The sequence below is a fragment of the Adhaeribacter arboris genome (assembly GCF_003023845.1).
GTDB lineage: Bacteria > Bacteroidota > Bacteroidia > Cytophagales > Hymenobacteraceae > Adhaeribacter > Adhaeribacter arboris.
This window is the reverse complement of the sequence record NZ_PYFT01000001.1, coordinates 5,644,574-5,665,734: the sequence shown is the minus strand read 5'-3', so window position 1 is coordinate 5,665,734 and position 21,161 is coordinate 5,644,574. Positions and strand designations below refer to the sequence as shown.

The following is a 21,161-nucleotide window of genomic DNA, read 5'->3' as shown; positions in this document are numbered from 1 at the left end:
TGGTTTGCCTTACAAACAGCTTACCTATCCGTGAATAAATTTTTAGCCTCATTAATTTTATTTCATTTTTAACCCCTCTAATCGAAAAACTTTCCGTTTAGTTATGTAGTATTTTGCCTAGTTTTGGGTTCTAATCAGCCGTGTGGGTTGGGCAGGATACGTTATTTATCTTGCTGTAATTAGTTTGAGCGAATGCCATTAAGAGAAGAATTTGAGAGTTCCGGTAACTGGTTATTCCGGCGAAGAGGCTGGTTGCCCCTGTTACTTTATCCGTTAGCCATTGCCTTGCTTTATTTTTATCCGGAGAAAACTTATGCCTGCGTTACCAGCACTTTGTGGGGCGCATTTTGCCTGCTTATATCGCTGGTGGGTTTATTTATTCGGGCCATTACCGTGGGGCACACGCCTAAAGGTACTTCCGGCCGCAACACCGACAAACAAATTGCCGAATGTTTAAACCATACCGGTATTTACTCGGTGGTGCGCCATCCTTTGTATTTAGGTAATTTTTTAATGTGGCTGGGCTTGTTTCTGTTTATGGGTATCTGGTGGTTTGTGGTAATTTGCGCTCTGGCTTACTGGCTGTACTACGAACGCATAATGTTTGCCGAAGAAGAGTTTTTGCGCCGCAGCTACTCTAGTGCCTACGAAAACTGGGCGCGCCAAACCCCGGCCTTTTTTCCCCGGTTCAGTGGCTGGCGTTCTTCTAACCTGCCTTTTTCGTTGCGTAACGTGTTAAAACGCGAATACAACGGTTTGTTTGCCATGGTCATCTCGTTTACTGCCCTCAATGCTCTAAGTCATTTAATGGTGCACCATCGTTTTCAGGTAGATAAATTTTGGCAGATTGTATTTGGTTTAGGTACAGTTCTGTTTCTCATTCTGCGTTCCCTTAAAAAGTATACCCACGTTCTCGAAATTGCCGGCAGGTGAATTAGTCGATAGTCGATGGTCAATAGACCATAGTCCACAGAAAGAGAATAGCTAGTTAAACCAATTTGTTTGAGGAGACTTGCACTTGCTCGCTTAAATATGTTATGCGTAGAGTTAGCCACGCGCTCTACGCATTTTGGTACTGCCAATCTCCTGATCAATGTCATTAAGCCAATTGGGTGAGAAATTGTCCCCTTCCAAGGGGGTAGGGGGATGACAAACAGCATCTGATTAAATTTTCCAAAAGCTATCATTTCTTAACTTAATGACATTGATCAGGAGATTAGCTTTCCGGTAGGTACGTAGAGACCGCTGACGCGAACTCTACGCACAACGGAGAGGGTAAATCAGTAAACTTTATTGCTACTTCACCGGAAATTGTAATTAAACCCAAATGCCAAGGAGCTAATTACCTGAATGTATTGAGGAGATTCCCCCCGCCAATCATAATATCTAGAATTTTCACCGGTTAAGTTGCTCTTTACTAGTAGCACTTCCGCATAACCTGTAAATCGCCGCCATATTTTATAATTAAAACCTACTCCGGCAGTAGCAAATAGATTCATACCGGCATCTTGCGCAGATTTAGTGGTTATAACAGTATTGCAGTTTTCAACGGATCTTAAGGTAGTTTTTCCCCAAGCAGGCATTATACTTACAGTGGCATAAATGGGAAAGCGCTTGTAAGCATTTAATACAATAAATCTTGTAGTTATAGAAATTGCTACTACTCTAGTTTTAGAGTAAAAATTGTAATCTACTCCATATACATCAGCTAAAAAGCCGTGATTTTTACTACCTCCATAAGCGAGTCCAAATTGAAGGCTTATTCTATTATTAGCTTGATAACCTAGATTTAAGGCTAAAGGAGTAAAGTACCCGGAAGCTACAGCCCCCGCAATAAATGCACTTTCAGTAGTTGGATTCTTATAATAGATATGATAAGAAGTATTGCTTAAGCCTATGCCCATATACAACTTATTCTCTTTAAGAGCTACAGAATCAGCTGAGTTCCCAACTGCTGACAATGGAAAAAGGAAAACAGCAGTAAGATAAAAAATAAGTAAATTGTTCATTTTTTACTTAAAGCTAATCAATATATTTCCAACACAAACCACTACCAAATAAGGTATTACTATTACGAATCCGAAAATTGCTTTTAAAGGCCACCCAACACCCATTATACTTGTTTCAAGTCTTTTTACTCGTTCCATATTTTCAGGAAAACATTTCCATAGGATTCAACATTATTCATTCCATACGCATTGTAACCATATTGCTTCAATAGAATTAAATCAGATTCATAACCCCACCATGTAGAAAACCAAATGAGAACCCCAGACACGAACAAGCTAATTAAAAAATAGAAAATCATAAATTTTTTAATTTTGATTCTCTTCAAAACCATGATTAGTAAAATCGGAACTATTATTATAAATACAAAAGTCAGATAGTTTGTAACTGCAATAAATATCTCCATATTAATCGATTGTCTCGCATTTTCGTTTCTCCTGACGGAGCCTAATGTACTGGACTAAGACACAATTGAATGTGTTTAGCTATTGTTGTGAGTAGGGGGTTTATTCTATTTTTTATGAAAGAATAAATGGAATGCACTAACAAGGTAATAGCACTGCCAAATACCCAAAACGCAAAGGTAATTCCTAAAACTGGCATACCACAATTAACTCCGTCTGAATTAGGTTCTGGGTAAAAATACTTAGGGAAAATAAAAAAATGCCCTACTAATATTAAAGTTAGTATTAAAACTTTTCCATATCTAAAATTTAGTTTATCTATAATTAGATAGAGCAACAGTTGACTAACAGAGATTAAAATGATGAAGTTTAGAATCATGTAAAGCTGTCTAATCACTACTTTTTATTATTTGACTTTCCAACGGCCGCGTATAAACGACGCGCAAGGCCGTCGGCCGAGGGTGAAGTTTATACATTGTTGGCACGAGTTTTTTTGTTATAGGCAAGTATGATTAAGTAGTTTAGCCTTAGTCTGGAACTCTATTTATAGGTTACTGAAACATTCCATATTGAATATATTGATTTGTTTGGCTATCGTAAATATCAAATTGTTTACCATTTAAACTTTCATAAGAAATGTAGTTGTTCGTAGATGAATCATAAATCACTATGTTATTACCATTTATATTACCATAAGCAACGTAATTATTGCTTTAACTATCATAAATATTGAATCTGTTATTTGAACTATCAGTTAACATCAAGTAAGCAACATAATTGTTTGAACCAACGCTGTAGATATCTGCTCTTTTCATTATAAAGATTCTATGTTTAAAATTTATGGTAACGTACTGGGCTAAACGACGGGCGAGGCCGTCGGCCGAGACTGACGTTTAGGTGTTGTTACCTTCTGTTTTTTCTTTCTATAGTTTCTTCTCAAGCTTTTCAATCTCCCGCCACAGGTTCTGTATCTGCTTTTCATCTGTTGTGTTGAAGAGTTGCTGGTACCTCTCTATTATTGATTTCTTCAGGGCAACCTTATCTAGTAATAGTTTACCTGATGAGCTCTTTCTTACTCTCCCGTTACTGAAAGCACGTTCGTCAGAAGGTCGATACATAGTGTAGTGTTTCCTGAAGTTCTCGCGTGCTTCCGAAAGTGAGTAGTTTGAGTTAGGCCCTCCCCAGACTTCATGCGCATGCGGGTCATCTTGTCCGTCATCTTCCCAGTGGCATAGAACGCATATATCCCAAGCTACTCTTTCCGTCAAAGTTGGGTAGCCGCAACAAGGGCAGAGAAAGAAGTCGCCAAATTTTTTATGATTTTGGCCTGTAGCCTTCTCAATTTTGTCGATATAGCCGTTGAACCAGTTTTGGCTACCATTTATTCCTTCTTTATCTGTTATCATTAAAATTGAAGGTAACTAGCAGATAAAAGGAACTGTTCCCGTTATCTGCATTATGTACGGAGGATTAGTTTTGTTTTTGCTAAATACGAATCTGTTAAATTTCAGAATTCTGGCTAAATTCTCCATTACTACAATATCCGCAAGTAAATATATCGAAGACCAATTATACAATCATCTACTTGAATATTTTTAGATAGATTAAATATAACTCTATAAAGCAAATGATTTAAACTATTTAGCAAACAGCCTTAGAGACATAGATAAAACCTACCTTCTCCTCACTCAACCCAGAAAAGCGCTTAAAAGAAAAAGCCGTAGGAAAGGTTAAAATAACGAGCTTCGCCGCCAATGGAATACGTGCCGGAAAAAACCGCCCGGTTAAAAAAGTCTACCCAGGCGCCTATCCCATAGCTGTGGTGCAAATCCTTAAATAATTTTTGGGAAGTATCATTGTCGGCAAATACCCGGCCGGTATCGTAAAACAATAGCGTACCGAACTTACCCGGAAACAAATACTGGTTAAACTTAAATAATTGAAGACGGGCCTCGGCGTTGGCGTAAACCGTACTGCGGCCGGCAAAACGGTTCCGGTTGTACCCCCGCAGATTGGTAGTGCCGCCCAAGGTATTCGCCTGAAAAAAGCGGTAATCGCCAAAATTATGAGAAGCCCCTAACCGGCCGGCCCAGGTTAACTGAAAAGGAAAACTTGGGGTAAGATAAAACACCGCCTGCGAATTAAGGCTGGTATACCGCAATTGGTTGTGGCGTAATTCGCGGTTAAAGGTTACTTCGTTCAAAAACTTAATGCCAATGTACGGATTCAAGGGGCTACTCACCGCTTCCAGGTTCAGGAAAAACCGCAAGCCCAGGTATTTATTCGTTTCGTAAACGCCAACTGATTCGTCGCTGGTTTGTACCAATCCACGGGCCTGGTGGCCGGAAGTAGCGGAATCTATCCGGAAATTATCGTATTGCGGGCCGATACCAAATTTCAGGAAGCTAAATATATCTTTGTTTATTGTAGGCGAGAAGTAAAAATGCGAAAACTGGAGCCGGTAATCTTTCATTTGATTTAAATCAGCTTGTGTTTTGTTGCCTTGGCCAAAGTAATTAAATAAGGGCTGGAAGCCATAATAATACGATTTTACGCCTACATCGTAGTTCCCCAATAAGCGTTTAAAATCGGCCTGGTAGTGCAGGTTATAAGACGAAGAGGCGAAAAGGTAATTACCCTGCAAACGATGTTCGGCGGCATAAGGCTCTCGCCGGAATTTACGCGTGCGGTAAACGAAACCAAGTCCCAGGAAAAATCTATCATCGGGGTTAAAACCCAAAGGCAAGCGGGGCCCGAAGTACGGCATCTGGGGGGCCGTACGGTCGTAGCGGTTTACTTCTTTGTATTCCTGCGTCTCATCTTTGGTTTCCGGTCCGAAAGCCAGGAAATTACCGGCTTTGGTATCGTACACCATGGTTTTGCGACTTAAGCCTTTTACCACTGAATTATCCGTAATGCTGTCGCGGTCGCTGCCGCCAATTATACGTACCCGAATACCTTTGTCTACCTTTCCGCTCACGTTAAAAACATCGTCGCCCCCCAAGCCATATAATCGGATTTCCTTGGTTTCATTCGTCCGGAAAGTACGGTCGTATACCTGTCGGCCAAGGGAACCATCGCGGCGAATATTATTGACTACTACCTGGGTTTGATCGTTATTTAAGCGGGTTACGGTAAATTTTTCGCGTTTATCGCTGCCCACCACATCTACCGTTTTGGACAGAAAAGTATAATAATCCGCGGCTAATTGGGGTAACCGATCCCGGCGGGATTTGAGTTTGGCCGCGATTTCTGGTCCCGATAGATTAGCTATTTCCGGGGGCCAGAGTTGAATCGCTTGCTGGATAATGGCATCGGTAACATTTTGTTTTATTTTTTCCGCTTCGGCTACCCATTGTTCTTTGGTTACAGAGGCTAAAAAAGTGCGATCGGTGGTGAAGGCGGTTAAATTCAAGCCTATGTAATCTTTAAATTCGTAGCCAAAATCCTGCACATTCCGCAAAGCCCATTTTCGGGTAAGCAAGTAGGGAATAAAACCATCGGTTTTAAAAAACACTACATCCCGGTCTTTGGGTACCGGTTCAAAAACGCGTTCATCTTCGGTTTTACGTTCTATCCAGCGCCACTGCCCTTCGTGCCGGTCCCAATCCCCGATTAACATATCAAAAAGCCGGGCGCGGGCAAAACTTACTTCGCTTACCGTATTATCGTTATCCTCGCGTTTGCGTTCGAGTACTTTGTCGGTGCCCACTAAATTTTTCGCATTCCCTAAACTAGCCACGTTGCGGTGGTCTTCGTCGGGGTTTTCTTCCAGAATGGCTACCTGGTTATTAAAAATGGCCTGGTATTTACCTAAACGCGGATCGTTGGGCACGAATACCAGTCTGGGATTTACGTGGTACACTCCGGCGGCATCAGCTAAAGGCGGCAATATTAACGCACCGTAAGGATGCTGCGCCGAAATTTGGTCCTGGAGCAAGTCCTGCATTAAGGTTTGACGTAAATCAGTGGGTAGTAGGGGCGAAGGATTTTTATTAACCGATCGAAGCGAGAACTCCCGGCCAGCCTCGTTGCGTAACCGAAGCGAAGTTGTTTGTTTACCACCCCCCAAACGGTAAGGCACCAGGCCTTCTTGTTCGGTTTGCAAGTCTAACAGCGGCATTTTTACCGGCGTTGCCCATTCGCGACGATAATGCGTACCCAATAAAAATTGCTTGGTTTTACCCGCCTGGTATTGCTCCGGATTCGCGGCTACAGTAATGCTGCTATCTTTAAAACTGATATTGGATGTTACTACGGGTATTTCCTTAACCGGGGCAGCATTCTGGCGCTCATACAATTTAGTCCGGAACATTAGTTCCCCTTGGTCGCCGTTGCCTTTCGGTTCCCAGAATTCGAGCCAGGCTTCGCCGTTGTTGTAATAATTTACCAGGGCATACCCTTTTTCCTCGTGCCCAAACTGCGCTTGGCCGCCACCCCGTTTCATGTATTGCGTTTTGCAGCCCGAGCCACTCACAATAGCGCGTACATTATTTGTTTTAAAGTATTGTAAGTTATGGTCATGTCCGGCCGCATACACTACGTTTGGGTATTTATTAAAAATATTCATTAAACCGTTCACGTAGGCCTGGTACTTGGGATGCGGAATATCCTGACTAATACCCCCGTACCGACGCGCCCAAGGGTAAATAGAACCAATTATGGGCAGCGGAATTACCAACCAAGGATTTAACATGGTTAATGGAAAAAGATGGTCGGTTAACCGGAAATTACCGCCGTGGGTACCGTTGGTCTGCAAAGGATGGTGCCCCACCACCATAATGTTTTTGCCGCTGTTCTTGCTGATAATATCTTCCAGTTGCACCAGCACCTCGGCTTCGTCGGAAACGTTGCAGTAATTATTAGGACCGTAAGGGCGTTCTTCGCTTTGCAGCCACCACTGCGAATTAAGCGCAATTAACACCATATCTTCCTGCAGAAAAACCTCGTACGGACCCGGACAGCCTTCGTCGGGCACGAAAAAGTTTCCCCCACTCACCGCGGCAGTATCCTGCAGGTATTCTTCCACAAAAGCTTCCTGCCGAATAACCGATTGCAAACCGCCGGGTTGACCCTGAGCCCAGTCGTGGTTGCCCGGAATCATGTACTTTTCGCCTTGGTAACCTTTAAAAATATCCAGTTGGGTGCGCATGCGCTCTTCGTCGGTTTTCCGGCCGGGGCTGCCTGGCTCCGTTAGACCGTAGGAATAAATATTATCTCCTAAAAAAACAACGGCACTTTTTTCGCCGGCTGCCATAATTTGCCGGTGCAGCAAATTCAGCGAAGGTTCCAATGGGTTGCGGGCGGGCGCTCCCACGTCTCCAATCAGAAAAATGCTATAATTTAATTGGCTGGGTGCCGGAGGGGTATTTTGCCGCCAGTTGGCTACATCTTGCCGGTAATAAGGTGGGTGAACCGCGCAGGCGGATAGAAAAAAAAGAAAAAGCCAGTAAAGTAAACTACTCAGGTAATTTTTATGCATAGAAACCGGATAAATCCCGAAACAAATACTTCGGAGAGAACCTATTTGTTTAAAAATGAACAGCCGGCCCATTCAACCAATCAGCAGCAGCTTTTCCGGCTACTTACCAGCCAGAGCTTCCTTCAGGGAAAATAAAAAGGTGTTTTTGGGTCAGTTGGAAAGAGTATACGCATTATCCTACCTGATGTATAGGATGGCAAAAATATTTTCTTCTAATAACGCGTTTTCAACAGAATATTACGCTCAAGATTAAGAAAGCAGCGTGACCGAATGGAGTAAAGCAGGAGATTTTGTTTCGAAGATGTTCTAGAAAATAACAAGCTAAAAAGCTGAGGCAAGTAATTCTACTTTCCTGTATTTTATTTATTTATCTATGAAAGAGAGCAAAACCAAAAATTAATCTGGTTTGAGAATCAGGCAAATTTCTGGTTTTAATGAAAGCTAAAAATATAATTTAAAGCATTGCCCTGATTTGTTATGAGAAACAATTCTTGATTTAAGCCTGGAGGTTTCTTGTATGAATAGGAGCCTTTTTAGAGCGGCCCCAAGCTATGAAAATAGCAAGCGCCGCCAAAATAAAGTTTATGCCCAGCGCACCGGTTTCGCCTCGTGAAATGTGAAAAATGGCGGCCAGGAACATAATTAAAGCAAGGCCGATAGCCGCTAAAGGAGTTAGCCAAGGCTTAATTCTGAGTAAAGAAGGCAATACCAGCCCTAGCCCGCCGAGCAATTCGGAAGCGCCAATAAAACGTACCAGGCCAGCGGATACATCTTTCACCCAAGCCATTTGAGTTCCTAATTGTTCTACGGGAGTAGTCAGTTTCATGAATCCGGCCATAATAAACATACCGGCCAGGGCCACTTGCAAAATCCATAAAACAATGTGTAATCCTTTCGAGGATTTTGTGTTTGGTAAAGAAGTAGTACTCATTTTCGTATCAGTTAGGTAAGTTATCGAAGGCTTTACTTATAAATACTTTCGCGTAAAACGCACCTAATATACTGATTTTGAGCTACAATCTTTATTATTAAGCTATATTATTCACCACCAAATGCTGTTACTCATTAGCCAGTGCAGGATAAACAATTTATTTTGCCAGAAATGTATTGTTTGATACATTACCGGAAGGTAGGTTGGTAAAATAATAAAGATGCCTTTACAGTTTTTAGTACCGGCAAAAGCAAACAAACTGTGCTACCCCTAACCACTGAATTATTAATCCGGAAAATAAAGTTCTGTTTATGATTCACCCAATATAAAAGCCAAATACTTACTGGTAATTCTCGAAAAAAAGTTAATTTAGTTAGGTAAATAGCTTCCTTTTGCTGCCTCCGAAACGTTAAGTTAACCTTACGGTAATAATTAGCGTTTTACTGGTTTACAGAGCTTGATAAGTAGTTGTTCGTTGTTCGACTAATAATTATTTGGTAATCAGTCAGCTACTTTAAATGGTAGGCTAAACTAATTTCGTCGAAGTATTTACCACCCTTATCCTTTATTCATTTATGCGCCCCGTTATTACTTTATGGAAACGCCACTTACTTTAAAAATAGAACAAGAAATTATTAAGAAAGCGAATAACTATGTTTTGGCGCTTTTTAAAGAAAAACTTTCTAAGAAATACGTTTATCACAATTATAAACATACTTCGGATATCGTGCAGGAAGCTAGTATTCTGGCCGATGCGTACCAACTACCGGAATCAGAAAAAGAAATTTTGCTTTTAGCCGCCTGGTTTCACGATACGGGCTATTTAGATATTTACCAAGGTCACGAAGAACGCAGCGTGGAAATAGCTACCGCTTTTCTGCAACAAGAAAATTACCCGCCCGCTCAAATTCAACGTATTAGCTCTTGCATTTTAGCTACCAAAGCCAGCGTAAAACCCGCCAATTTGTTAGAAGAAATTTTGGTAGATGCGGATATTTCGAATATTGGCAAAAAAACTTTTTTCCCGAATGCAGAATTGCTGCGAGCCGAATGGGAAATCTTCTTGAATAATTTTTATACCGATGCGGAATGGGCGCAATACCAGCTCGACTTTTTACAAGCTACTCAGTTTCATACCGAAGCCGCGCAACGCCGGTACAACGACCAGTTAGCTAAAAATATACAAGAACAACGCGATATTCTGGTAGAAAGCACCAAAAAAGAGAAAAAGGCCGAAAAGAAAAAGCGTAAAACGTTTGCCCAGCCCAAACGCGGCATTGAAACCATGTTTCAGAGCACGTACAGCAACCACATGAACCTGAGTTCCATTGCGGATAATAAAGCCAATATGATGATAAGCCTCAATGCGATTATTATGTCGGTGATTATAACTTATTTAGGGGCTAAAACCTCGGTTATTGGTACGGAGTTTACCCGCAATCCTATTCTCATGATTCCGGTGGGCATTTTATTATTAACCACTTTGGGTTCGGTGGTATCGGCCATAATGTCGGCGCAGCCCGAAGTAACTAGTTTTAACATTAAGCCCAATAAAGTACAAAGTAAAAAAATAAACTTGTTGTTCTTCGGCAACTTTACCAAGCTGCCGCTCGAAGATTTTCAGGCGGGCATGTACGAAATTATGCGCGAGAAAGACGCCTTGTATACCAACATGATTACCGATATCTATTACCTGGGCGATGTACTGGCCAAAAAATACCGGCTATTGCGCATTTCCTACACTATTTTCATGATTGGGTTAATCCTTACCGTAATTGCCTTTGTGATTGCGATTAGCCGGTAACTTACGGAGTAGCTTTTAAAGGTTAGACTATTGAAATCCATAGAAGCTACTCCCTATTAAAAGCTTATTTTTAATAAATACGCTGGAAAACAAAATGCAATTAAACAAAAACGCCTGCTCAAAGGAGCAGGCGTTTTGCAAAACAGGAACAATGGAAAATTCGGAATAGTTGAAATTATTTAGTTGGTAAAATAACGGTATCTACCACATGAGTAACGCCGTTGCTGGAAATAACATCCGGAGTAGAAACATTTGCCCCGTTAATCATTACTTTACCGCCTTTTTTACTTACCGTAAGCATTTCGCCGTTTACCGTTTTCAAGGTTTGTCCATCTTTTAAATCTTTGGCGCGTAAAGCTCCCGGCACCACGTGGTACGTAAGGATAGACGTTAATTTTTCTTTGCTTTCCGGTTTTACCAGCTCGTCGACGGTGCCGGCAGGTAATTTCTCGAAAGCCGCGTTAGTAGGAGCAAACACCGTAAAAGGTCCGGTTCCGCTAAGGGTTTCTACTAAACCAGCTGCTTTTACAGCGGCTACTAAAGTGGTATGGTCGCTGGAGCCCAATGCATTTTCCACGATGTTTTTAGAAGGCACCATCATGGCACCGCCTACCATCACTCCTTTTTCAGAACCTGCTTTCGCCATTTTAGCTTTGGCCATGGTTTGCGCGGCAACATCGGAAGAAGACAGAGCACAGATCGCCAGCATAAAGGCACTGGCCGTAATTAACTTTTTCATAATAGGTTGTTGGTTTATAAAGAACATGACCAAACCTACGGGCACCACCGCTATCCGGATTGCGATAAGTAAAATATAGTTTTTAAGGAGTCCGTTAGAATGTACTGATTGTCGCGTTTTAACAAAAGTTAAAGGAGATAGTAATCGACAGCTCTTTTACTGCTTGTGTATTAATTTAAATGATTAGTAGAATTCCTTAAAGAAGCTGTCGTAAGCAAATTTACCGATGATAGCTATAACCACTATCAGAAAAAACACCCGGATAAAACCAGTACCTTTTTGTATAGCCAGCCGGGAACCGAGCGTTGATCCTAAAATATTGCAAATAGCCATCGGAATACCAATTTGATATAAAACCTGGTTCGTAAAAGCAAAATATAGCAAAGCCGAAAGGTTAGTGGCTACATTTACTACCTTTGCCGAAGCCGAAGCGGCTAAAAAATTAAACCCGAATAAGCCGATAAAAATAAATATCAAAAAACTGCCAGTGCCAGGGCCAAAAAAGCCGTCGTAAAAACCAATTAGTAAACCTACCATTACCCCGTATATTTTTTCCTTATTTTCCGATAAACGAGGAGCATGAAAGCTACCAAAATCTTTCCGCAGAAAGGTATAACCGGCTACTCCAATTAATAAGACTAAAATTACCGGGCGCAGCATATCCGTGGGAATAGCACTCACCGTACGCGCTCCGACAAAAGAAAAAATAAATGCCGCTACCGCCGTAGGTAAAATGTTGCTCCATTTAATTTGTACGCTCCGGCGATAGCGCAATAATGCCGCGGTAGTACCTGAAATTCCGGCTAATTTACCGGTGCCCAGCAAACTGGCAATCGGTACCTGGGGCAGTAAAATGAGCATGGCCGGCGTTTGGATCAGGCCGCCGCCTCCTACTATCGAATCAATAAAACCCGCCAGAAAAGCAAAAAAACAAAGGTAAAGTATTTCCAAAAGAGTCTTCTTTTAAGCCTGCTCTTACACGAACAAGGCGCCGTAAAAGTAAGCATATTTTCACTTTTGCCCGGAATGATTCTTTTTCATGGACTTCCCAAACGCTTTACAAAAACGAATAAGCAGATCAGATAAATTTAATTTTTCCTTGACCGGCTAAGCGAAACCCTATAAAACAAATTATAGGGGTAACAAACGAAGAGGTGTTTTCTTGTATTTGTTTAAAAGCAGAATTGTATGGCCGTTCAAACCAAAAACTACATTACCCCGGAAGAATACCTTGTTGCAGAAAGAGAAGCATAATTTAAAAGCGAATATTACCAAGGAGAAGTATTTGCGATTTTGGGCGATAGTTATAATCATAATGTGATAGCCGCGAATTTGTTAGGATTATTATTTGGCTTGCGAAAAAATGGCTGCCAAGCTTTCGGTAGTGATTTACGCCTGCATATTCCGCTTAACAGCCTTTACACTTACCCGGATGTAACTATTATCTGCGGGAAACCAGAGTTTTTAGATCCACAACAAGATACCATTATTAACCCATTAATATTTTTTAAAATTCTTTCCCCATCTACCGAGAAGTACGATCGGGGTAAAAAATTTATGCTTTACCGGAGTATTTCTTCGCTGCAGGAGTATATCTTAATTGATTCGCAATACCGATTAATCGAAAAATATACTCGTAATTCGGATAATCATTGGATACTTACGGATTATAAACAGCCAGAAGATAATGTCATCTTCAACAGTATTCCTTATAAATTAACGGTAGAAGAAATTTATAGTGCAACAGTTGACTTACAAGTCGTATAACAGCTTTAGTAAAATTTGTTCGGCTCCACCAAGATTAATTAAAACGCATTATTTTACTTCGTTGCCATGTGGTAGATGCACTTAAAGCCGCCCTCCTACTACTACCGTTTCTTTAAAAGTTTGAACGTTGCCTTGCAGGTTAAACAGCTGAATAAATAAAACATAGTAGCCAATGGGCGCTTTTTGCTGTTGATTATTCGTACCATCCCACTGAAAAAAACCTTGATTGGCGAGTAATTCGTTTTTTACCAGGTTTTTGATTAACCGACCGTTTGCATCATAAACGGTAATATTGGCTACCTGGCCAACTTTAGCCGCCGCGTAGTTAATGGTAGTAAAATCCTGATCGCCGTCGCCATCCGGGGTAAATACTTTAGGTTTAATGGAAAATACCTGCGCCGCGGTGGCCGGTTCTTGTACCTGCGAGTTGCGGTAACCAGGCGTTGCGTACCCTACATTACTGGCTGCCGAATAGAAATTACTGGCTATACTCGGACCCTCTAACCGAATCCGTTCCAACGACACCCCGTTTACATCATTTATCAGTTTAAAGTGCATGTCTTCGTGGTAAGTAACCCGATCTATTTCTTGTTTATCTGATGTTAATAATACAACTGTACCGGCTTCGTCGGGGAAAGAAGGCAAACTGCTTACTTTAAACAAGGTTTCTGATTTTGCCTTAGGATAATGCTGCTGCACAATGTCTGGACGCGTAGTGATTACTAAATATTGCTGCGGAGCCAGTATCATTGGTTCAGAAGTAATGGCCCGAGCATCAAGGGCCGAATCAGCCTTCATATTCCCAATTTGCCAGTTTTGTAAAGAGATATATTTAACCGATCGGTTTACCAATTCCACAAAATCAACGCCGCCGCTCTTTGGGTTAAAAAGAATTTCATTGATAACAATATCACCCGGTGCAGCGGCTTCGGGCAACATAAAAGTAGTTTTTACCGGATTGGCTAAAATATTACCACTGCAATCGCGAATATTCGCTACCTGTATTTCATACATTTTTCCCGGCTGCCAATCCGCGTTAAATGTTAACTCTACCGTGGTAAAATCCGGACTTAAAACAACTACTTTATCTACCTTTAAACCGAGATTACTAGTATAATAAGAGGGTTGTACCGAAAGAGCACTGTCTAGTTTTTCGTTGAAGGTAAGAATGAGTTCCCTAGCCGACTTGATTTGCGCTTTCAGCAAGGTAGGTGGTAAGTTATCGGGGTTATTGGCTTTTACCGCATTTTCTTTACCGGGAGTGCCGCCGTCCGGATGGGTACTAGCTACCCAATTGTTACTCGAAACGCAGGGATTTTGCAAATCAATCATTTCTAGGCTCCAACCGCCTTCCGCTTTGCTGGCCTCCCGGTACCAAGCTGGGGTAAAATTTACTTTGTCAATTAATTTACCCGTTTGATCAAACAATTCAACGGCATCGCCGCCATCGTTTAAAGCCGGAAAAGTTTTTAATCCTACTACTTTACCGAAAGTTTTAAATTCTAAAGTATCGGTAGTCCGGCACACAATGACGTACTCCCCCGGACGCAGAGAAAATGCCGGAAATGTTCCGGCAGAGGTGGTAGCATCGGAGTACTTCCATCCGGCCAGGTTAAAGGTTTTAGCACTGGTATTATACATCTCAAAAAACTCACTTTCCGGTAACTCTACAGCTGGGGAATAATCCGCCAGAATTTCGGTGATGCGCACGTCGCCGGGCAGGGCTATCACCGGTCGCGAATAAGTAAAAGCACGGCTCTCCGGCCCCGTTTGAGCGTTCGCGTACAAATCGCGGACATTATTTACCGTTAAAGTATTGGTATCATTGGTGAATTCATCAGCGAATGTAAGATGCACTAAACTTTCGTTGCCAGGGTCGCGGGTAGCAGTAAGCGGATGCACGTTGGTTGGGTTAAGAATATAATTTCCAATTGCTTCGGCGGACGCTAATTCTACTGCTTCACTAAAAATTACGTCTATGGTCTGAGGGCCTGTTCGATTAATAGCCAGCAACGAAGGAGCTTTGGTATCGCGGATTCGGATATCGTCGAAGAAGAATTTTTTAGAATTAGCCGAGGAGTACTTTACTAAAATACCGAAAAAAGCGGCTCGCCGGTAGGTGCTATCGGTAGTGGTTCCCTGCGATTCAAAGTTAGTGCCTTTCCCCGAAAAATCAGCGACCAGTTCCCATTGACCGGCTACACTACGCGTTACTTTTACCCTTACCGTATTTGCTGTACTGCTTGCCAGGGTTTTATCCGTTCCGTTAATAATGTTCACGGGTGTTTTGCCCGCATCTTTCCGGAACAGGCTTACTTCGTCGGCGGTGCCGCCAAGCCGAACAAAATAACCGCTGTTTTTACCGGCCAAGTTGGTGGAATCAGATAACAAATAAACATCGGCGTAATTGCTGGAAGAAGTAGCAAAATTAAGCTGCGCCCAAAATTCCCAGGACACATCTACCGCCGAGGGCGAAGCCGTAGTTAATTGCAGTTGGGTACCGGTAACCGCCGGGCCATTACTCTGTAACTGCTGCGCCGGGTTAACAATAAAAGCTTCCACGTTACCTTGCCAAACCGGATTTTGCGAAAAATTTCCATCCGTAAAATCTTCCTGTAACTGCGCGAAGCTGATAAATCTGTAAAATAAGAAAAAGAAAAGTAAAATTTTTCGCATAGAAAGAAGTTAGTCTTGAAAAATATATTTTATTTGCGCCTCGTTTTGAAAAAGTTTTAAGTCACTAAACAACTGTTATTTGACTTGAATCTGGTTTTCAGCAACGTATAGCTAACATTTTTTATTTTTTTTAATTCAATTAAACCCCATGAAAGTAGCAGTAGTAGGTGCCACCGGCCTGGTAGGCGGTGAAATCTTAAAAGTATTGGAGGAAAGAAATTTCCCCGTGGACGAAGTATTATTAGTAGCTTCTGAAAAATCCATTGGTACCAAGAAAACTTTTAAGGGTAAGGAACTGACTGTAATGGGCGTAAAAGATGCGATTGCGGCAAAACCGGAGATTGCAATTTTTTCGGCGGGAGGCAGCACTTCTTTAGCCGAGGCTCCTAATTTTGCCGCGGCTGGCATTACGGTAATTGATAATTCTTCGGCCTGGCGGATGGACCCCACCAAGAAATTGGTTGTACCCGAAATAAACGCCCAGGAATTAACGAAAGAAGATAAAATAATTGCCAACCCCAATTGCTCTACCATTCAGATGGTGGTGGCTTTGAATGAACTGCATAAAGCTTTTAAAATTAAGCGAATTGTGGTTTCTACGTATCAATCTGTAACAGGTACCGGTAAAAAAGCCGTGGACCAGCTGATGAACGAGCGCGCCGGTAAAGAAGGCGAAATGGCTTACCCCTATAAGATTGATTTAAACGTAATTCCGCACATTGATGTATTTACCGAAAACGGCTACACCAAAGAAGAAATGAAAATGGTGAAAGAAACCAAGAAAATCTTCGGCGACGATAGCGTAAAAGTTACGGCTACTACCGTCCGGATTCCGGTAATGGGCGGGCACTCCGAATCGGTGAATGTGGAATTTGAAAAAGATTTTACTTTAGAAGAGGTGTATGCTCTATTAGAAAAAACTCCGGGAGTAGTGGTAGTGGATGACGTAAAAAATTTGAAATATCCGATGCCCAAAGATGCTCACCAGAAAGATGAGGTATTGGTAGGCCGCGTGCGCTTAGATGAAACCCAGGATCGCACGTTAAATATGTGGATTGTGGCGGACAACCTGCGCAAAGGCGCCGCTACCAACGCGGTACAAATTGCCGAATATTTACTGGCGCATGATTTAGTGTAATAGCAAATAAGTAGTTGTTCGTTAGTAGTTGCTTGTTGCTCGACTAGTAAATTTTTAAAATTAAGAATTTATAATAAATTATAGTCTAAACTATTTTCGTTGAAGTACTTACATTTATAAAGTTATAAAAAGCCCCGGCAGAAGCGTTGGGGCTTTTTATATTGTCTGAACCTTGATTTGTAAGATTAAAGGATTGCCTTGATTTTATCTGAATCACGGATAGAAGAATTTGAAAGCATAGAATGAGCTTGGAATGATTACCATACTTGCCAAAATAGTTATCCTGTTAAAACCAGATCGCCCAGTTTTTCGGAGGCAGGGAGCTTTTTAATGCTATTATTCAAACTTTACCTTCCAATTCTGGTAATTTATAATCCGCGAAAATCCGCGATTCAGATTATACTATTTTCGGCAAAGCTGCGCAAGGCATTACGGGTTTCCAGCGGCTTTTCGAACATACCCTGGTGACCGGTTTTTGCCAGGAAAAGCACACTAGAATAAGCCGGTAAATAACATTGCGCCAAGGTTTGTTCCAGCGTTATTGCCTGATCATCTTTCCCGGCGATAAATAATACCTGATACCGGGCATCTTTCAAAACTTTAATTCGTTTTTTCCGGTCACGCATGCCTTTCATGGCGCCCATTACGGCCTCTGGTGGGGTTTCTTTGCCCATAGCGGTGAGCATTTTTATTTCTTTCGCGAAGTACTTACGATTTACCGGCGAAAACAAGGGCGCCGTAAAAGCATCCATAAAAACCGAAACGCCATTCTTTTTAATAAATTTTATGCTCTTGGTGCGGATAGCTTTCTTTTCTTTAGAATCGGGTAAAGCGCTGGAATGAAAAAGACACAAGCCATTCACCATATTGCCATGTTTTTCGGCAAAGGCTAGGGCTACGTAACCACCCATGGAATGTCCAATTAGGGCGCATTTTTTAATTTCCAACGCTTTCAAAACTTTATGAACGTAGGCTGCCGCTTCTTCCATAGAATAACCTGGCTGCGGCGCTATATTTTTACCAAAACCCGGCAAATCTAGGGCAATTACCCGGTACGTTTCCCGGAAAGGCTGACAGAAAGCGTTCCAAACTTCTTTACTTTCGCAAAAGCCATGTAAAAACACCAGTACCTTGCCCGAACCACCGGAATCCGAAACAGTTTGTGGATCTACTCCTTTCATCTTTATTCTGTTTTAAGCACGAAAAAACCCGTAAGTGTTTCTTCTTACGGGTTTTTCTATTTCACCGCTGAAATAATGCTTGAATTTACATATCAGTCAGCCAGCTTAATTTTTGATTTTATTACTTAAGCGTGATTTTTTTCACGCTTGTATCATTAAGTTTGAAATACTTTACTACTTCTTTATAATTTTTCAAATCAATGGGATACATGCTAAGGTCCGCTTTGGTTAAAGGTGCACCCGCCGTTCTGCCTGCTCTACCTGGAATGATAACCAGTCGATATATATTCTCATTCGTAAAGCGAGTGTAATCTTTGCCTGGTTCAGCCAAATTAAATCCAGCTTCCAGAGTTAAAAGCAAGGCCACATTCGAATAAGCAAAATTAAAGGTAATAGGTAATCCATCTACGTAATAGGTTTGTGGTAAGGCACTCCAGAACGGAATATTCTGACCGTTATTTTGAGCTACTCTAGTAAGCAGATAGGCCAAAACTACATCATTCTCTCCTACCTCAATTTCATTAGCTGCGTATTCCAAAGCAATCAGATATTCACCGTTAGCATTAGGAGCAAAATTTGGCGCTTGAATATCAAATACACGGGCTGAATCGGCGGAAGCACCGGGAGGTCCCTGTTGACCCGTTGGGCCCGTTGGACCAGCTGGCCCGGCTGGTCCGGGAGCGCCATCTTTACCATCTTCGCCTTTGCACGAGGCCAGGCAAACTACTATCGTAAAAGCCAGAATAAGTTGTAAGAATTTTTTCATAAAGTTGAGTCTTGTTTATGCCTTAATAATAAAAAATAAAAATGAAATAATTCAAGTTACTGTCATAAAAATATTTACAACGATTCTGGTAACAGTTTAAAGAAATGTTCTGCATTACTATAAGTAAAGAGACAAAAGTATTAAGACACGAGACCCTAGACTTTCCTTCCACTAAATTCTTGAATAGTAAAAGCCTATACCAAAAACAAGAGCCTTTTGTATTTTAAAAGAATTTTAATCTTTTACTTGAATAACATCTTGTTTTTTTCTCAAATTAAGAAATAGCAACTAGGCGATCGAGGGTTTTTGTGATTAGATTCTCTACCGTTTGTTCCGCGTTTGGGTCAAATTGTTTGGTGATTCGGTTTACCACAATGGCATTTAACGACACCACTTCGTGCCCCAGCATTACGCCCAATGCGTAATAACCGGCAGTTTCCATTTCAAAATTAGTTAACCAGAAATCGTCTACCTTAAACCGGTTGAAATTAGTTACTAAATCGGCATCTTTTAACTCCAGGCGCAGCACCCGGCCTTGCGGCGCATAAAAACCCGGACACGTAAGCGTATTACCCGTAATTAAATCTTTACCTAGTTGTTCCCGTAAGATATCCGATCCTTTCACGCAGTAAGGTTGATAGCCCAGTTGCAGACTTTCCTGGAGGGCGCTGCTAATGGTATTTTCGTAACCGGTTTGCACGAAAGGGTAAAATTGCATGAGCGGATCCAAACCAATGGCGTATTCGGTTACCAAATGGCTGCCCACCGGAATAGATTCCTGTAAAGAACCGGAAGTACCAATCCGGATAATTTTCAGGGAAATGGGATCGTCGGTAACTTCGCGCGAAACTAAATCAATATTTACCAGGGCATCGAGTTCGTTCATTACAATTTCTACGTTATCGGTGCCCATGCCCGTGGAAAGCACCGTTAAGCGTTTGCCTTTATAGTAGCCCGTATGCGTTACGAACTCCCGCTTGGCTATTTCTACTTCAATCGAATCAAAATATTTGCTTATCCGCGGTACGCGCTCCGGATCGCCCACAGTAATAATGGTATCCGAAATATGTTCGGGTAATAAGTTTAAATGGTAAACACTTCCGTCGGCGTTTAAAATTAATTCTGATTCGGCAATAGGCATGGCGGGTGAAGTTTAGGTTAGAATGAAAATAAAAAATACGAGTAAGGACAAATTGTGTTTAAAAAGTAAAACCCGGTAAGTTTCAAAATTTACCGGGTTTTACTTCTTTGTTTGTATTTAAACTACTTTCGTTCGTTTTAAACCTTTAAGCGGATTATAACCGTTCAGTTCTTTCTGGTAATAACCGCTGCCATCGTAAGGCCGCACTTTTGGGTGTTCTTTACACGTATCGGAGCAGGCACCATGCATGGTTTCGCCGCATTGTTGGCACATGGGCACATGAATATTGCACTCCGGATTGGCACAATTTACCATCCGGTCGCTGGCCGTGCCACAAACGTAGCATTTAGAAATAACCGTTGGGTTTACTTTGTTTACGTCTACCGTTATCCGGTTATCGAACACATAGCATTTGCCTTCAAAATCTTCGCCGCCAGCTTCGAGGCCGTATTTAATGATGCCGCCGTGTAATTGGTACACATTCTCGAATCCTTGCTCCAATAAAAAGGCGCTGGCTTTTTCGCATTTAATGCCGCCGGTGCAATAGGTCAATATTTTCTTGCCCGGGTATTTTTCTTTTAGCTCCTCTACTTTTTCCGGAAAATCGCGGAAATTTTCGATAGGTAGAGTTACTGAATTTTTAAACCGGCCCACCGAATGCTCGTAATCCGAGCGCACATCCAGAACCACCACGTCGTCCTGGTCTTTCATTTTTTTAAATTCTTCCGGTTCCAGATGAATTCCGGTACGCTTATTCGGATCAAGGTGGTATAATTTACTGTGCACCATTTCGGGTTTGTGGCGCACGTGCAGTTTGGCAAAAGCATGTTTATCTGAAGCTTCTACTTTAAAATCAATTTTAGCAAAACGCGGATCAGCCTTTAAAACTGCCATGTACTTTTCGCAGTCTTCGCGTAGGCCGGATACTGTTCCGTTTAAGCCTTCGGAGGCTACAATTATCCGGCCTCGTAAATTGAACGACAGACAAAGCCGGTGGTGTTCTTCCCGGAACGCTTCCGGATCAGCAATAGGGGTGTAACAGTAGTAAAGTAAAATACTATAATTTTTCATACAAATCTTGGTTTCAGACCGAGTGTATCTTGTTAGATGTTAGATATTGGATGT

The 21,161-nt window shown here is 41.7% G+C and carries 14 protein-coding genes and 1 pseudogene; 4 read left to right on the top strand and 11 right to left on the bottom strand.

Annotated elements, in window-relative coordinates; translation table 11 throughout:
* Positions 1-192: 192 nt before the first annotated feature.
* A complete protein-coding gene (locus AHMF7605_RS23030) occupies positions 193-933 on the top strand; it encodes a methyltransferase family protein (protein ID WP_106932342.1) in 741 nt (246 codons plus the stop codon).
* Between the two features lie 368 nt (positions 934-1,301).
* Here AHMF7605_RS23030 and AHMF7605_RS23025 read toward each other — a convergent pair whose 3' ends face one another.
* The 4 genes from AHMF7605_RS23025 to AHMF7605_RS23000 all read right to left on the bottom strand — a co-directional run bounded on the left by AHMF7605_RS23025 (position 1,302) and on the right by AHMF7605_RS23000 (position 8,824).
* Positions 1,302-2,009: an outer membrane beta-barrel protein gene (locus AHMF7605_RS23025; RefSeq protein WP_106932341.1), complete on the bottom strand. Its 708-nt coding sequence runs from the start codon at positions 2,007-2,009 to the stop codon at positions 1,302-1,304.
* Between the two features lie 1,325 nt (positions 2,010-3,334).
* Positions 3,335-3,817 carry a CPCC family cysteine-rich protein gene (locus AHMF7605_RS23010; protein ID WP_106932338.1) on the bottom strand — a complete coding sequence of 161 codons (483 nt, stop codon included), beginning with the start codon at positions 3,815-3,817 and terminating at the stop codon, positions 3,335-3,337.
* Positions 3,818-4,116: 299 nt separating this feature from the next.
* A complete protein-coding gene (locus tag AHMF7605_RS23005; RefSeq protein ID WP_106933582.1) occupies positions 4,117-7,893 on the bottom strand; it encodes a metallophosphoesterase in 3,777 nt (1,258 codons plus the stop codon).
* Between the two features lie 496 nt (positions 7,894-8,389).
* Positions 8,390-8,824, bottom strand: a complete 435-nt coding sequence (locus tag AHMF7605_RS23000; RefSeq protein WP_106932337.1) for a DoxX family protein — start codon at positions 8,822-8,824, stop codon at positions 8,390-8,392.
* Between the two features lie 595 nt (positions 8,825-9,419).
* Here AHMF7605_RS23000 and AHMF7605_RS22995 point away from each other — a divergent pair.
* Entirely contained in the window at positions 9,420-10,628 is a 1,209-nt protein-coding gene (locus AHMF7605_RS22995) for a Pycsar system effector family protein (protein ID WP_106932336.1), read from the top strand.
* 175 nt (positions 10,629-10,803) lie between these two features.
* Here AHMF7605_RS22995 and AHMF7605_RS22990 read toward each other — a convergent pair whose 3' ends face one another.
* Together AHMF7605_RS22990 and AHMF7605_RS22985 are read right to left on the bottom strand one after the other, a co-directional pair.
* Positions 10,804-11,289, bottom strand: a complete 486-nt coding sequence (locus AHMF7605_RS22990; RefSeq protein ID WP_394336241.1) for a fasciclin domain-containing protein — start codon at positions 11,287-11,289, stop codon at positions 10,804-10,806.
* 261 nt (positions 11,290-11,550) lie between these two features.
* Positions 11,551-12,318, bottom strand: coding sequence for a sulfite exporter TauE/SafE family protein (locus AHMF7605_RS22985; protein WP_106932335.1), 768 nt, complete (start codon positions 12,316-12,318; stop codon positions 11,551-11,553).
* A 318-nt stretch (positions 12,319-12,636) separates the two neighbouring features.
* On the opposite strand from AHMF7605_RS22985, the pseudogene AHMF7605_RS22980 reads away from it, so the two are divergent.
* Positions 12,637-13,134 (top strand): annotated as a pseudogene (locus AHMF7605_RS22980) (Uma2 family endonuclease); the annotation flags it as partial.
* Positions 13,135-13,215: 81 nt separating this feature from the next.
* On the opposite strand, the gene AHMF7605_RS22975 reads toward AHMF7605_RS22980, so the two are convergent.
* On the bottom strand, positions 13,216-15,810 hold the full coding sequence (locus AHMF7605_RS22975) for a lamin tail domain-containing protein (RefSeq protein WP_106932333.1): 2,595 nt from the start codon (positions 15,808-15,810) through the stop codon (positions 13,216-13,218).
* 148 nt (positions 15,811-15,958) lie between these two features.
* Here AHMF7605_RS22975 and AHMF7605_RS22970 point away from each other — a divergent pair, with 148 nt between their 5' ends.
* Complete coding sequence (locus AHMF7605_RS22970) at positions 15,959-16,948, top strand: aspartate-semialdehyde dehydrogenase (RefSeq protein ID WP_106932332.1); 990 nt, start codon at positions 15,959-15,961, stop codon at positions 16,946-16,948.
* Positions 16,949-17,340: 392 nt separating this feature from the next.
* Here AHMF7605_RS22970 and AHMF7605_RS22965 read toward each other — a convergent pair whose 3' ends face one another.
* The 4 genes from AHMF7605_RS22965 to trhO form a co-directional block, all read right to left on the bottom strand.
* Positions 17,341-18,129 carry an alpha/beta fold hydrolase gene (locus AHMF7605_RS22965; protein ID WP_106932331.1) on the bottom strand — a complete coding sequence of 263 codons (789 nt, stop codon included), beginning with the start codon at positions 18,127-18,129 and terminating at the stop codon, positions 17,341-17,343.
* 121 nt (positions 18,130-18,250) lie between these two features.
* Entirely contained in the window at positions 18,251-18,895 is a 645-nt protein-coding gene (locus AHMF7605_RS22960) for a hypothetical protein (RefSeq protein ID WP_106932330.1), read from the bottom strand.
* A 274-nt stretch (positions 18,896-19,169) separates the two neighbouring features.
* A complete protein-coding gene (locus AHMF7605_RS22955; protein WP_106932329.1) occupies positions 19,170-20,036 on the bottom strand; it encodes a nucleoside phosphorylase in 867 nt (288 codons plus the stop codon).
* 117 nt (positions 20,037-20,153) lie between these two features.
* Positions 20,154-21,107 carry an oxygen-dependent tRNA uridine(34) hydroxylase TrhO gene (gene trhO / locus AHMF7605_RS22950; RefSeq protein ID WP_106932328.1) on the bottom strand — a complete coding sequence of 318 codons (954 nt, stop codon included), beginning with the start codon at positions 21,105-21,107 and terminating at the stop codon, positions 20,154-20,156.
* Positions 21,108-21,161 lie beyond the last annotated feature (54 nt).